Annotated in this window: 10 protein-coding genes; 3 read left to right on the top strand and 7 right to left on the bottom strand. The window is 44.1% G+C overall.

All coding sequences use genetic code 11. The features are described 5' to 3' along the window. Positions 1 to 201: 201 nt before the first annotated feature. From AAHB90_RS31035 to AAHB90_RS31005, 7 genes are all read right to left on the bottom strand, one after another. Positions 202 to 4,152 (bottom strand): dsDNA nuclease domain-containing protein, encoded by a 3,951-nt coding sequence (locus AAHB90_RS31035; protein WP_342089219.1) that lies wholly within the window; start codon positions 4,150 to 4,152, stop codon positions 202 to 204. A 411-nt stretch (positions 4,153 to 4,563) separates the two neighbouring features. Then, positions 4,564 to 5,523: a tyrosine-type recombinase/integrase gene (locus tag AAHB90_RS31030; protein ID WP_342089218.1), complete on the bottom strand. Its 960-nt coding sequence runs from the start codon at positions 5,521 to 5,523 to the stop codon at positions 4,564 to 4,566. Positions 5,524 to 5,657: 134 nt separating this feature from the next. Beyond that, positions 5,658 to 6,011, bottom strand: coding sequence for a hypothetical protein (locus AAHB90_RS31025; protein WP_342089217.1), 354 nt, complete (start codon positions 6,009 to 6,011; stop codon positions 5,658 to 5,660). A 555-nt stretch (positions 6,012 to 6,566) separates the two neighbouring features. After that, positions 6,567 to 6,911 (bottom strand): hypothetical protein, encoded by a 345-nt coding sequence (locus AAHB90_RS31020; protein ID WP_342089216.1) that lies wholly within the window; start codon positions 6,909 to 6,911, stop codon positions 6,567 to 6,569. Positions 6,912 to 7,528: 617 nt separating this feature from the next. After that, a complete protein-coding gene (locus tag AAHB90_RS31015; protein ID WP_342089215.1) occupies positions 7,529 to 7,765 on the bottom strand; it encodes a hypothetical protein in 237 nt (78 codons plus the stop codon). Between the two features lie 2 nt (positions 7,766 to 7,767). Next, complete coding sequence (locus AAHB90_RS31010; protein ID WP_342089214.1) at positions 7,768 to 8,118, bottom strand: helix-turn-helix domain-containing protein; 351 nt, start codon at positions 8,116 to 8,118, stop codon at positions 7,768 to 7,770. A gap of 83 nt (positions 8,119 to 8,201) precedes the next feature. Beyond that, on the bottom strand, positions 8,202 to 8,531 hold the full coding sequence (locus tag AAHB90_RS31005) for a hypothetical protein (protein WP_342089213.1): 330 nt from the start codon (positions 8,529 to 8,531) through the stop codon (positions 8,202 to 8,204). Positions 8,532 to 8,955: 424 nt separating this feature from the next. On the opposite strand from AAHB90_RS31005, the gene AAHB90_RS31000 reads away from it, so the two are divergent. The 3 genes from AAHB90_RS31000 (at position 8,956) to AAHB90_RS30990 (ending at position 14,259) form a co-directional block, all read left to right on the top strand. Next, positions 8,956 to 10,356 (top strand): hypothetical protein, encoded by a 1,401-nt coding sequence (locus tag AAHB90_RS31000; RefSeq protein WP_342089212.1) that lies wholly within the window; start codon positions 8,956 to 8,958, stop codon positions 10,354 to 10,356. A 782-nt stretch (positions 10,357 to 11,138) separates the two neighbouring features. Next, positions 11,139 to 13,562 carry a S8 family serine peptidase gene (locus AAHB90_RS30995; RefSeq protein WP_342089211.1) on the top strand — a complete coding sequence of 808 codons (2,424 nt, stop codon included), beginning with the start codon at positions 11,139 to 11,141 and terminating at the stop codon, positions 13,560 to 13,562. Between the two features lie 19 nt (positions 13,563 to 13,581). Beyond that, complete coding sequence (locus AAHB90_RS30990) at positions 13,582 to 14,259, top strand: hypothetical protein (RefSeq protein WP_342089210.1); 678 nt, start codon at positions 13,582 to 13,584, stop codon at positions 14,257 to 14,259. Positions 14,260 to 14,338 lie beyond the last annotated feature (79 nt).

Below are 14,338 nucleotides of genomic sequence, written 5' to 3'. Positions count from 1 at the left end.
ATTCTAGCCGTGGACGGTTACTTCGGCCGATATCGCAACGGCGAACCATGCTATAGTGAGATCATTCGTGTCCGAAAACCTTACCAGGTATTTAAGAGGAGCAAGATGTACTGAAATAATCACCTATCGCAAAAGCCACGATCAAGTTCAATAAGCGCGGCTTTTGTAAGCAGTTCACTATGCTGGTGTAATCATCACCTCTCAAGGCGAGTCTACTGGTTTCGTTTCTATCAGAAGCTGGATCGTACCCAAAAGATGTTCAGCCAACTGCTGCCCTGACCATTGATCGGGTTGGGCCAGTACTGCATCATAAAGTGGCTCTATGTGCTGAATTGCAGACGTATATGTTGTCTGTTTAATCTGACGTAGCCCCTCCGCTGCTTCGCGTCTGAGCAGGTTAAGTTGCGAAGCTTTCCAGTCCTTTTCGGATAGACTTCCATCAGCCATTCCCCGTTTGGTTTCCGTGAACAACCAGATAGTTTGATACAATTCAGCTACTGGTTTACCAATCGGGTGTGGAATTGGCTCCTGCCAGGAAACTTCAGGCAGAACACTAATCAAGTCAGTGGTTACGTTAATTGGATAAGGATTATCCGACGGGTCTAGTGAAACATCTTCGCCTGAGTTATATCGGGCTACTTTGGAAAGAAAACCCTTGTTTACCCTGAATCCACCCGTAGCCTGCCTGTCCTGGCAAAAAATAACGTTAAGAAAATCAATATCGGTCGAGTCAACATCAGCCAAACTGGTGGCAAACCAGTCAAAGTCATTGGCTAGATCAGCCGCCGACAGCCCTTCGATGCCCACGACTCCCTCCGTAATTAGTCCCTCTTCGAGCAGCCGATTTGGTTTGTAGATGCTGTAGCCGGTGAGTTGTGCGAAAATATCCAGACTAACGTTCAGAATTTTAAAGCGTAGTTCCTGCTTCGTGCGCCAATGTTCGGCTATAGTAGCAGTCACATCGGTTACAGGTTTAAAAGCCATATCCGTAACGTGTTCAGCATAGAACTCAGCTGTCCGGCGAAGACGGTTGTACCAGGAAAGTTCCTGCTTTTCCAGATCGTGAGTATCAAAATAGCGATGCGTTTGTTCAATTATTTCGTTGAATGCCTTCTGCATACCCGGTAGGTGAGAAATCGCATTGCGGACATTCACCAGCGCAACCCGTCGCGTGTCGGGTTTATCAAGCAGCATCAGGCCATCAAGTTGATTGACGAAATTTCGAAGATCAAAGGCCCAAGACGAAATCGCCTGTTTTTGTTCTTTGAATGCTTGTCCGGTGCTTACCGACTCAGACTCTTTGAACGGAAATAAGGGGGCCGCTTGGTGGAAATCAAGGAGGTCTTTAGCCGTTCGACGCCACTCTGAATACAGTTTGCCCAACGAATTCCCCTTTGAATTGCGTGGTAATACCCGTTCCATCAATTGACAGGAAAATTGAACGCAGGTTAGGGCTTTCTCACGAATTATTTTCTGTCCAAGCTGCCAGCTGTAGGCCGAATCGGCCAAATAGGGGTCAACCAGGATTTTGTTCCAGCTTTGGTTGACGCGTACCCTGACCGGCATGAATATCATCTTGGGCGAAAGAGTTTTGTGTGCGTTATCCCTGATGATTCGGGTTAGCTCTTCGTTGGGAAAAGGGAACACGAGCGCATTGGTCTCATACGTCTCATACTGAGGTAACCACGCATGAACTTTGTCAATTCTACTAACACTTTCGCCGTTGGAATCTTTATGTTTATCGTCGGTGAGCAGGTAGGTAATCACAATACGTGTACCCTCGGGAACGATAGAAAGACTGTTTGTTTTCCGGGTAAGCCAATGGCAAATGGTAGCGACGTGTCGGCTTGCGAAATCTTGAAATCGTTCTGGCTGCAAGGCTTGCAAGCCCACCCCAATCCGAAAAGACAATTCTGGCTCCATATCTGTCAGATAACGAAGAAGCTCTTCATCATCCGGTAACTCAACGGGTACGTTCATCAGGGCGAACCAACTGAGTAATTCACCCATCTCACTCACAGAGACTTGCTCTTGCCGCAGTTGCTTCTGAATAAGCGGCACAATTTTTTGTAGTGATGTTGCTTCAACGGGTAAAGCAGGAAGCTCACGAATCGCCCGTATCATTGGGTTATCGGTAGTTTCGGTAATCTGTTGAATCAACGAGATTGGAGACGCATCTTCATGTGGATACGGAATCGTTGATATGGCAAAAAATTCGTAACCTCCATTCTGGAAAACCTCATCCAAGCGGTCCCGGTGTTGCTCGACAAGTTGGCCTACCTCACCCTGGTAGATTCCTAACAGTAGGGCAACCCACTCGCCCGCTTCGGTGTTAGCTTTCGATTCAACCAAGGATTTGAAAAACGAGCCACGTTCGTCGCTGGGGATGCGTTGCGGAATAGCTTTACCGAATAACTCCCAATCCGTTGGTTCGAGTAGCAGGGCCAACTCAAGCAACGTATCACTGATGGGTACGTAGTCATGCAAAAGTTCGACAAGGTGACGGGACCGCACCGGATGTAGACCTTCGACGTAACGTTGATCGAACCGCACGTAGTATTCGGCTTCCAACTGCCGAAAGAGTTCTCCGATGTCGGTTTGGGGACGAAACTGCGCCGTTAGGTGACGGTACAATTGCCGGGTTAGTAGCGGAATTCCTATGTCATTTGCCGTAGCTATCAGCCGTAGCGTCGCCAGCTTGACAGCACCGTCGCGCTCCTGATTTAGTCGAGCTATTTGTCCCTTCAATCGCTGCGCCAGCATTTCACCCCTCGTCAACATAAAGACGTATTCCATTAGCAGCCCCCGCTCATAAACGGTTTCCCAGGCCGATTGCCAATGTCCGGCTGTTGGGTGCAGCCGCTTGTGTCGTTTTAGTTCATCAAAAACCTGATTAGCATCCGCACGAGTAAACTCAAGTTTAATAGGGTCGCCTGTTCTAACGGCGTAAGCGTCCGACCCGTAACGTGCCCAATCTTCTTCTCGCGTGGTGATGATGAAGCGAACGGGTGTATCAATTAATCGGCTGGCCACTGTAGCCCAATAGCGGTGCTGATTTGACAGACCATCAACAACTACTACAGGGGCTTCCCCAATGGTCACTCTGGATTCCAGAAAGTTTACGACACCCCCCGTTGATTCGCTGGACGGGCAGCTATGGAGCTGATAGATGGGTTGCCCCTGTTGATGCAGCGCATAGCTTACCCGCCAAGCCAACGTAGATTTTCCCTGACCACTGGAGGCTTTTAGAATGGCAACGTCAAATTCATTAATATGCTTAAGTATCGTTTTCTCTACTTTAGGCCGAACGACCGGCAGTCCGGCAACCACATGGACGGGGAGAGCTGGCTGACCGTCGAAATAATCCGTGTAGTTTTTATCTGTTCTCACCAAAAAATTGACTCGCTCGATGAGCCGGTGTTGAACAGCCGGGTTCACAATACCTTGTGCTTGATGATCTTGAACTTGCTGTCCAAACGCCAGCAAGGATCGCCGATCAACCGACTGCCCCGCCCTCGACACCATAAAAAACTGGTAGAAGAGTGCATTTAGATAAACGGAATGATTCGGATGGTCCAACGAATAAAATTGCGTGATCAACGATGCGTTTTCAAGACGTAGCGTGTCAAGACGGACTACCTGTAACTGAATCTTGGTCAGAAATGCCCGTAGGTCGAAACGTTCCCATGGCCAATCTCGAGTTTTTGAATCGGTTTTAAGCTGATTAAACATATTCTGCCAATACTCGAATATTTCGACGCTAGCAGTACCATCAAAGAGTGAAGCTAGTTTACCATCTCGGAAGGGTTGATTCGTTACGATAACAAACTTCAATTGCTTGTCAATCAGATGCGCTTCGGCGAAATTTTGAAGTACCCCCTTACGCCAAAGCGTACTGGCATTAATGGGTTCAGACGTGAATTTTAGCTGGTACAGCTCCTGCCCATCCACGGATAACTTGTTTCGTAAGTCAACATCTTCGAGACCTTCCAGATCTATCCGATGATTCGGATTGTCATCAGTGAAAACACGCAATGCTTTATTGATGGCAAATAGCAACTGGTATTCAATGCCACTAAAATTTACTCGCCCCCCTTTGCGTCTGCTGGCAAGAACCTGAAGTGACGGTGGTAAGTTGGATTGGTTAATCAATTCTCTTTATGACTCATTTTGTTAGCTAAAATTACTTTAAGTTAACCGATAAAGCGATGCCTATGCTACGGATAGTCGTTGGAAGTTATTAAAACAAGCCGTTTCACTAAACGTCCGTTTTGAACTAGGCGAAGGTTGAGGGCCAAGGACTAAATCACCCCTCGAAGAAACAATCTCAAATTGTCGTCTTACAAATCAATGCCGCAATCTCAGAAATTGTTCTGAGTTAATGAGACGTTTACACCTCCTGCCATCGCAAGATTCCCGTTAAAGCCCCTATCTCACTGGCTAAAGCACATTCCGCTAAAAATACTTCATCAAAAACACAAAACTAACATACTATATATCAGCATATTATAGGCCATTTTTGCGCACTTATAAAACGACGTATGTATGTAGACAAACAGTAGGTTAAATTATAACCCGCTCAACTTCATCAAGTGTAATTGCATCGTCGCGCCGGTCATAAAGCTGGCTTGTGCGTGTGCTGCTGTGGTTGGCCATCGTCTTGGCCTTCTCTAATGTTCCGCCACCTTTCAGATAAGCAGTAATTCCGGTCGCCCGCCAACTGTGATTACCCAGCTTTGTTTTAATGCCGGCAGCCTTCGCTCGCCTGTTGACCATTGCCCAGGCGTTTGCTTGGGGCAGGGTATTTCCAGATAATTGACCTGTGCCGCGCCCGATGGTGCGGAATAGCGGGTCACGCGGATCACTGGCGATGCCGGTGCCCTCCATATATTCGTGCAGGTAGGTTTCTAAGTTGTGATGACAGGGCATTTCATGCACTTTGCCGCCTTTTTCATGCAGCCGGAGCCATAGCCGACGGTTTTGTGTGAACACATCTTCCACCTTCATGCCAACAGCCGCACCGATCCGCGCAAAACTGTAAACCATTAAGCCAATTAGCGCGCGGTCGCGCAGCCCGATCGGTGTCGAGATATCGATTCCGTCCAGGATACCCCTTGCTTCGGCTGGATCCAGAATAGGGATTTTGCCTCGTTGAACGGAATGACGCGGTCCTTTAACTGATGCTGCCAGGTTATGGGGGATTACCTGGCCAGTCACCAGCCAATCCAGCATGTGCCGCACGGCGGCCAAACGAAGTTTGACGGTGGGAGAGGACACCGAACGACAAAGTGTCTCCACCCATGCAGCCACATGCAGCGGCATCACTTGATCTATAGCAGTCACACCTAACTGCTCACAGTAGCCCAGGAAATCAGCCGCCGCCCGCCAGTAGGAACGCCGGGTGTTCGGGTGCCGGATCGTGGCCGCAAAGAATTCCAGGAAGCGCACCTGTGCCCGGTCTCCGGCGCTAACCACCAAAGCCGGCACGGGTAGCGTTGCTACTTTTATAGTCAATTCAATCATAATGTTTACTGACGTTTAACGTCTGATAAAGGACGTTATCATATAAAATCCAAGGCGTGGGCGCAATCTTCAAAAATCACTTACCCGATTTTGACTTCTCAGAATCATCTACGGGGGAGGGCTGCAACGAATATTTATTTCTTCACTGCCAGTCTAATGATCACTGTTTGGCCAAAACCAGTATTCGCACTTAGTGTCAAAATATCTGGCGTGTCTAAGTAAAAAGCAGGATCTACCGTATCTATCATTCGTTCAGAAAACCGATCCATTACCTTGCCAAACGCAACTAGACTTTCGGTTGTAGCTAACCCATCTTTATTAAACCGGAGGGGGAAGCTGCCATTCTCTTTAAAAAATTGACTTAATAGCAGTTTCCATTCTGACTTCGTGAGTGACATAAAATGCCGTTCGTGAAGAAATTTAGCCAGCAAGGTTATTGCTTTTTGGCGACTATCTGCTTCACGTATAGGGTAAAGGTTTATCCGCATAATTAATCAGTAGTATATATGCCGGAAATTACTGATATCATATTCTAAAATGGTTCTCTGAGGTAAGTCAGAGCAAATTTGTTATCTAAAATATATTCGTGCAGAAGCGCAGTAGAAAAATGCTTTATCATTATTCCAGAAACTAGTTCATTATTACGAAGTGTTATCTCAAAAACTGCCGCCCTTGCGTGTGAAATAGTTATTTGAGCCATTTCTGCTAAAAGTTCTGACACGTCATTAGTTCTATTTTTAAAATCATCTAACAAATCACGGCTCAAAATAAAGTTTGTTACTGACTCTATTTCAACGGTCTTATCGAGATTTCCATAGGGATGTGTTAGTGGATTTATTGGCTGATGAAATAAAAACGCAGATTATACAATGAGACCATCAGCATGTTTGGCCAAGTCAAAGGATATCCCTATTCTGGATTCCTCAGAATGCATGTCTTTTATTTCAAGCTTTTGGATATAAAAATTATCAATTCGTGCATTCAAAACTGCCATATTTTCTATAAATGATCCTTTCAGCAAACGGAATATACAATAAGTGTAACTACTTTATTTCAAGCTTTGATAACTCTTTAATCTGTTTGAAGTAGGTATCCCAATGTTCAGGAAATGATTGCGGATTTGTTGCGTCACTATAAAGATGAGCGCTGATAGCTTCACCTTTATCGTCATAGTGTATCAACTTCGGATTAGCGATTATCTTCTTTATCCGATTTGTAGTCAGTCCTTTGTATTTAGTTGCTATGGGTATTGACGAATACTCAACACGAGTTCGTGAGTCATTATATCCCAACGGCTTGTATTCGCGATTGAATGCAAACCATGCGCCATCTTCATCTTTTTTGATGCCATACGGGAGGTTAATTCTGAAAAAATCTGTCAGGGCCATATATTGAAAAAGTCCATTTTAAGAGAGTAATATTTACAAATATAACAATTATTTGTCCTTTATCTTTGCGACAAATTCGTAAAAATGAGACGTGGAGAATAGTTGGAGCCGACAAGCTCACATAGGTGATCTGCACTGGACAATTATTTTGACGTAATAGCCCAGGCTAACATACCTAGTAGAAAGCAAAAGACAATGAGATAGAGTCTCATTGGTCTAGACTCAATATGCCTGTTTCCCGAAGGTATTTGAGGCATTTTGTGAGCGTGTCATAATGCACATCTAATTTGCGGGAAAGTTGGCGAGCGTTGATGTAGACTCGCCCTTGCGTATCGCTGCTGCAAATTACATAGACGAGAATTCGAAGTGCCAACAAAGGGTAGCGGCATTGCTGACATATGCCATCAACCACAGATTGAAAATGCTTTTGCTCAATCTTAATAATATTCTCTGAATGAAGGCCTGGTGTTTGGCTTGTCTGTCGTCTCGGATTGTTCTTCTTGGTCAACATAATAAACGCATCCTCCTTTGATAGTTTTGGAGGATGGTTCTATGCACCTATAAATTGTATTTCTAGTAAATATTCCAAAAGCCGGATCATTGTGCTGCTGATTTCGCTACCGCTCCTTATGGTTGCTTCTATCCTCTTTGGCCGGAGCGCCTTTTGAAAAGCTTTTGGCCCATTCACGTACTTCCTTGTCATACTCCTGCTTGCCGGATACCAGCCCCTTAAAATACGGATTCTGCTCATTAGGCGTAGCTGTAAGTTGGGCTGCCAATCCTGGTTCGTGTTTGGCTAACAAATAACCGCTATTAAACCCCTTGATATACTGTTGTTCCTGTTGCTCATCCATGATTAAAACGGCTCTTTTGCGTGGTTATGTAAATAGGCAAGAATCGAGTCCATGTCATACAAAATGATTTTTTTCTCAGGCTGTGAAAATCGGATTTTGCCTTCATCTCGTAGCTTTTGCAGAGTCGTTTTGCTGGTAATCCGCAGAGCTTTCATGGCCTCTTCGCCCGATACCCATTTGTCTGTCTTTATTGTCTGTTTTTGTTGAACCCGCTCGATGACCCTTTCAATCAGGGTATAAAACGCCTCGTCCTGTAAACAAATGATCTCCATGCCATTATTTTCGGTGAAAGGTGTAAACGTAAGTAAAGCCGTCCCTACGGTTGCTATCGTGAGTCCGCCATAACTGTCCATTCTATACGAAGTGAAATTTGACTGAAACTCCTTATCGCCAGTGACTCCCGAAACCTTATTGGTGAAGGAGTCAGCAGCAATTTTTAGGTTTGTGACGTTAATGTTAGAGGTTTAGCCGATGCCAGCCCTTCTAAAAAAATGGCAAATCCCTCCATTGGAAACACGCCCAGCGAGGTGAGATGAATATCGACAAAATTCCCATTTACTCTTTTGAAATTATCGCCGCGTGCCATCAAGGTCACTGTCACCTGTGCTGCCTCAGTGAGGTCTGCCGCATCAAAAGCAAAATGAATGTGAGGGTTCACTTGTTGATTGGGATAGTCGTATAAAATCTGCTCGTCATCTTCCCACCGAACAGCACCCAACTTCGATAGTGTAGATTCAATTAGTTCGGCATTCGTCAGTTTTTTCATGAAAACAAAAGAGTGATTTAGGTGGTTACTTGCAATATACGACAATACCTCTTCATCTCATGCTGACACGTCAGTTTTACAATGCCTTAGATTTTATCCCTGTAGCCCGCAGTGAAGTCAGGCTGCACTGCGGGCTTGCGGTAAAAAGCTCGACCGGAGGGAACGCCATGAAAAACGATTATCGATAGCTACCTTACAAAGAAAAGCTGCCTCCCAAGGGGGAAACCGCACAGGTAAAATGGGCTGGGAATAATGTAGTAAAAATATTATTTTAGCCGTAATTAGGAAGCTTTGTAATGTCTGTATTTTTATAATATCTCCTTTCCAGAAAAACATCATTACTGTGTTTCTTATCTTCAAGGCTAGCATTTCGTCCAAATCTTTTTGGAGTCGAAAGATCTGAGAATTTAAAGTCGCTTTTACGATGTCCTTTGAGAAACAATACGAGCTACTGGTTAAGTTGCTCCCACAAGTCCTTCCACTCATTCAGCCGGCGATCAATGCCAGATATTATCCCTGGAGTATTGAAAAGCGTCCTGTTCTTTCTTATCGAAAAAATGGCTTTCCTGATTTTTCCGAGGGACACCTTGATGACATATCTAGATTATTCAGGCAAGTCGGCAATGGGGAGCCAAACATAGATCCGAATGATTACCCTGAGTACATCCAATTGCTTTCGCTGGTAATGGAAACGCCCCAGATCAAGTCCTATTTCACAACCTGGATAGATGACGAAACCAGAGCGGACAGCTTTTACAAACTGTTGTGTGAGAATTTTATTCTCGACTTTATTGAACGGTTCTACCTGTTACACGGAAGCATATTTGACGAGGCATTATTTAGGGCGATCTTCGAGCCGGTTGCCAATTTTCTATGCGCAGAAGACCTTCATTTCGATATTAGCATCCCGATTCTTTTTGTTCAGTTTGACACGGATAGTTTTGAAATTGCCCCAGGGCTTGAATTGCGGCGGATCAGTGATGAGGCACACCGTGCAAGAACCAAAATCATCGCATATTCCCCTGCTATTGCCAGCAGCGTCTATATGTCTGCGACACATGAACTCGTATTGAAAGACTACTCCTACAAACGCCCTTCAAGGATTTTTGATAGTTCTTTTTCAAATGCGGCCCTGTATCCGACCTCGCAAATACAAAGATTTCTGACGGTGTTAAAGGTCGTCACCGACTGTACATCGGGTTATGCCCAGTTCTTGCTCTATCCGAACAACTGGGTGGATAGATACAAAATGGATTTGATGTACCTGCAAGGTGCTTCTACTAGAAATTATCCGTCCTTCTTCGACAATTTTTACTGGAACGAGGAAAACTTTCCGGTGGTCAGTTCGGATGAGCTTAAAAAGATAGCCAGTCTATATACCTCCGTTGACAACTCGAAAGAAAACAAGCTTGAGTTTGCCTTACGCAGGTATTATAAATCGATCCTGCGAGAGGAAGAAGAAGACGTTATTGTTGATCTGATCATTGCTTTGGAAATGCTTCTCAGCGATAAAGAAAAAGGTGAGATCACTCACAAGCTTGCACTCCGGATGGCTGCATTACTTTCTGTTTATGCGCCGGGAACGTATGATGCGGTTCAGGTTTTTGCCAACGTCAAGAAAATCTATGATTACCGGTCGTTGATCGTGCACGGCGGGCATAAGATACATGAAAAGCGGGAAATCAAACTGGAAGGAAATGTAACGGTTCCTAAGGTAGCCCTGGCGAAGCAGTATCTGGGCGCTGTTTTGGAAATTGTGATCTCCGAGCCTAAATATCTTAATCCATCAGAAATTGACAAGTTGTTGCTGGAAGGAAGGTTGTAATCTATCAAATAGCTCAATTGATATATCGAGTTTGATACAGTGGGCGCGCTTTTTGGATTGAATGAATTAGGAGCACAGCTCCGCTCGCCGGGAGTATGGGTAATGTTTCACAGCTTTTGAGACTGGCCTTTCGATGATTTCCAGTAACGGATTCGAGAAAATGAAAAATCGGGCCCAGCGTGCCCTTTAAAAAGGTTATCCTTAACTATGGAACTTTTGTTATGCCTTGTCCATATGTCTAATCCAAAAGATAGTGAGAATAAATGGTCGCTTTTAGGCGGTTTTCACAAAAGATGATGAGAAAAATTACAGAAGATGATGAGAATAGTTTGGGTTTTTACGAAAGATGATGAGAATGTTTATGTCAACGAATCAGAATCCGTTCAAAGTATCTGCCGTGCCTGGATCGATCCATCCAGTCGGGTCGCAGCGCAGTAAAAGGCAACTCGCGTTGATGGACGATTTTCGCCAGATCCTCAAATTTGACCATTGCGTGCAATTCTAGTGCCGTTTAGACGATCTATTAATAGTGGAAGAGTTCAGAAGGTAGGTGCAATTTGTACCTACCTTCTTTTATTAACATTGTTGCTAATATAAAGGCAATGTGTTTGAAGTTTTTATGTGTTCTTTCGAAAATACAGGTTGCCTAGCGAAAACCCATTGTTCGTCGAAAAATTACGGCTACTCGTCGAATTTCGGTTGATTTGATGAAATAAATTTGTCTCTCAAACAACGAATAGCAATAATTGTGTGTCACATTTAAAAGACTATAAACAAACACTATGAAGAAAACATTATTTATTATCGCCCTTTTCACATTGGTACTAGGAGCCTCTGGTATCGCACAAGATTTAGTTCATTTTGCAAAAGGAGGACAATACCCAATCTACCTTAGCAAGAGCAAGGTTCTTATCCAATACAGAGACAAAGGCCTTTTGAAACGGGCCAAATTATCGGAACTCGCCCCAAGTGCATCTAAATTGAATATAATCGAGCAAATGGATGGTTTAGCAGTTCTCTCATACGAAGATTCCATTTCGAAGCTGGATCTTAATCAAAGTATTACCTCTTTGCGCAAAAATGACAATATTCTGACCGCTCATCCATTCATGGTATCTGAAAGCGGCGAAATTATTGGTGCTTTTCTCGATGATCTGATTGTTCGGGTAAAAAGTGGAAGATTTGAAGGTTTTCAAGCAATGTTGAAATCCAATAATCTGACAATAAAGAATAAAGACTCCTTTGACGATCAATTGTACTATGTGACTGGTGAAGCCGTATTGTCTGATCCAATAGGCGTCTGTAATAAATTGTATTTAACTGGCGACTTGGAGTTCGCACAGCCTAACAATTTTCGCATCGTAATTCCGACTGGTACCCCCAATGATCAGTACATCGCTAATCAGGGACATATAAAAGCAAAATTCCCGGATGCGTGGGATATTACCACGGGTTGTTCTACGATTAAGATCGCGATAATTGACAATGGGGTGCAATTAAACCACCCGGATTTAGTCGGAAACCTTCTGCCTGGGTTCGACGCTACACCCAGTGGCACAAGTGGTGGACCAGTCGCCGGGGAACAATCCCATGGAACAAATTGCGCAGGCTTTGCAGCAGCGACAGGGAATAACTCTATTGGCGTGGCTGGCGGTGCATATACAAGCAAGATTGTTCCGATTCGGGCGTACTATACCAACGCAGTAGGGGATATTATTGGCGGAGGCGGCGGAACAAAGGATCAGTATATAACAGCGGCAATTAATTTTGCGGCAAGTAATGCTGATATTATTAGTATGTCATTTGTGCTTGGTGTTGCGACGAATATCACCATTGACCAATCCATTGATAACGCTCTAACAACTGCAGCAACATCCGGACGAGGCAATAAAGGCTGTGTTTTACTAGCTGCTACGGGAAATAAAAATGTTACCTCTGCTCCATACCTTCCTGTTCGAAATGCCAAAACATTAGCGATAGGAGCTTCGAATGCAAACGATCAGAGATGGAACGCTAATTCATCAAACGGCTCAAATTACCCTTCGGGATTGGTTGATGTTGTAGCACCTGGTTTTGACGTTACCACAAGTGTCGGTAGCAACTACACTAACAGCACGGCAAATAACGACATCAGAACGTCTTGGGCGACCCCTATGGCTGCCGGATTAGCAGCACTCATTTTATCAGTAGATCCAACCTTAAGCGAACTACAGGTTAGGACGAGAATAGTAGAAACTGCTGATAAGGTTGGTGGGTATACATACTCAACTGGTGGCAATACGAAGTTCCCTACACAAACATATCACCAGGAAGTTGGAATGGGACGAATTAATGCTCTAAGAGCGGTAGAAAAAACAGCAGGTGGCCCCGTAGTGGGTCCAGATCTGGTCTGCACAACTGGATCATTTTCCATCACCTCTCTACCAAGCGGTGCAACTTTTGGCGGCTGGTCTTCGAGTGATCCCAGTCGCCTTACAATTAATTCAGCCGGAACCGCTACGAGAGTAGGGAGCGGCGAGGTTACGGTGTCGGCAACAATATCATTCCCTGGTGCTTGTTCGTCTGTAAAGATTCATAAAAAAATATACGTAGGTGATCCAATTCCAGCATTGGGCTACTATGTTAACAATGGACTACAGTATGGCTTGGTGGAAGACGACGAGTCTTATCCGAACACGTTTTGTTTCAATACAAATCCTACTTTCGGCAATGTCTTCACGACTGTTAGAGGCGCATCGTCAATTTCTTGGACAAAGATTTCATCCACACCAGCTAGTTTACCATGGACGCAACCAAGTACGGGCAATCTTAGTATTACGTTTCAAGGCCCTAATCAACAAGGGATGTTCCGATACAATTATTCGAATGCCTGCGCCTCATTTTCAAAATTCTATGGTTTCAAATCGGTTAGCTGCGCAGGATTTCTCGCCTATCCAAATCCAGCTACATCGACGATGACTATTGAATTTGAAAATACCGAAGAATTGGAGTATCTTCCTGAGCGAGTCATACTAATTAGTGAGGTGACGAAGCAAACTGTTGTATCGCTGAATATCGGAGAATATTTTTCACAGAAAAAATTTCGCGACAATAATAAGATTGATATAAATGTCGGCGAGCTTCCGCGTGGGGTATACTATATTCATTCCGTACCCGCCAAGGAATCGAAGCTCGAAGTTCAAAAAATCAGAGTAGTTTTAGAATAGTTACTTAAAATCTACGGTTATGAAGAAGATAATACTTTTTATCGTTGCCTTTGGTTTTCTATCGACTTCATTGGTGATTGGGCAAACCATTCCCAAATGGAATTATGGTATATCTGCAAGCTTTGGTAGGGACTTGTATGACAGGAAAATTAATACGGCAGAGAGAATCCCCGGGGCTGTTTATGACTTTAAATCAGATTATTCATATGGGGTCGGTTTTTGGGGAGAGCGATCTATAACAAAGTCATTATCTCTGATCCCGAGATTGAATTTTACATCGCAGAAACTTCCAAACCAGACTTTGTGTAATTGTGGTTCTACGAGCCAATTCTACCAATACGAAAGACATTATTGGGGATCGGCCGGAATTGGACTCCGCGGATATCTTAATTCAGCAAGTAGGTTAAAGTTATTTCTCGAGGGAGGGCTTTCAGGTGACTGGTTTATAGGATACACAGAGGCCATGAATCATGAGAAAGACATGAAATGGAATGCTGACGGGTACCGCCGATTTGCTCCAAGCGGAAATCTCGGAATTGGCTTGCAGTATAAAAGAGTCGGAATTATTGCAGAATATAATTCAAATATAGCAAGGACATTTAGCAGGGATGACAATGTGTCTCCGAAAGTCAGTATCCTTAAAAGTAGCTACTCTATCAAAATGGCCTTCCAGATTAGTAAGTTGATTGTGGACTAGTAATTTCTCTGACTAGATTTTATTAATTCTATACAAAAAACAGACCTAGCGATAAAGCTGGGTCTGTTTTTTGTAGTTG

The organism is Dyadobacter sp. OTU695 (genome assembly GCF_038440355.1).
Classification (GTDB): Bacteria; Bacteroidota; Bacteroidia; order Cytophagales; family Spirosomataceae; genus Dyadobacter.
The sequence above is the reverse complement of the archived record's forward strand: the minus strand, read 5'-3'. Positions and strand labels throughout refer to the sequence as shown.

What these genes read in the sequence shown, in the direction of transcription:
- AAHB90_RS31030 (WP_342089218.1), bottom strand. Translation starts at nt 5,523, where the DNA reads ATGATTGAATTGACTATAAAAGTAGCAACGCTACCCGTGCCGGCTTTG.
- AAHB90_RS31025 (WP_342089217.1), bottom strand. Translation starts at nt 6,011, where the DNA reads ATGCGGATAAACCTTTACCCTATACGTGAAGCAGATAGTCGCCAAAAA.
- AAHB90_RS31020 (WP_342089216.1), bottom strand. Translation starts at nt 6,911, where the DNA reads ATGGCCCTGACAGATTTTTTCAGAATTAACCTCCCGTATGGCATCAAA.
- AAHB90_RS31015 (WP_342089215.1), bottom strand. Translation starts at nt 7,765, where the DNA reads ATGGATGAGCAACAGGAACAACAGTATATCAAGGGGTTTAATAGCGGT.
- AAHB90_RS31010 (WP_342089214.1), bottom strand. Translation starts at nt 8,118, where the DNA reads ATGGACAGTTATGGCGGACTCACGATAGCAACCGTAGGGACGGCTTTA.
- AAHB90_RS31005 (WP_342089213.1), bottom strand. Translation starts at nt 8,531, where the DNA reads ATGAAAAAACTGACGAATGCCGAACTAATTGAATCTACACTATCGAAG.
- AAHB90_RS31000 (WP_342089212.1), top strand. Translation starts at nt 8,956, where the DNA reads ATGTCCTTTGAGAAACAATACGAGCTACTGGTTAAGTTGCTCCCACAA.
- AAHB90_RS30995 (WP_342089211.1), top strand. Translation starts at nt 11,139, where the DNA reads ATGAAGAAAACATTATTTATTATCGCCCTTTTCACATTGGTACTAGGA.
- AAHB90_RS30990 (WP_342089210.1), top strand. Translation starts at nt 13,582, where the DNA reads ATGAAGAAGATAATACTTTTTATCGTTGCCTTTGGTTTTCTATCGACT.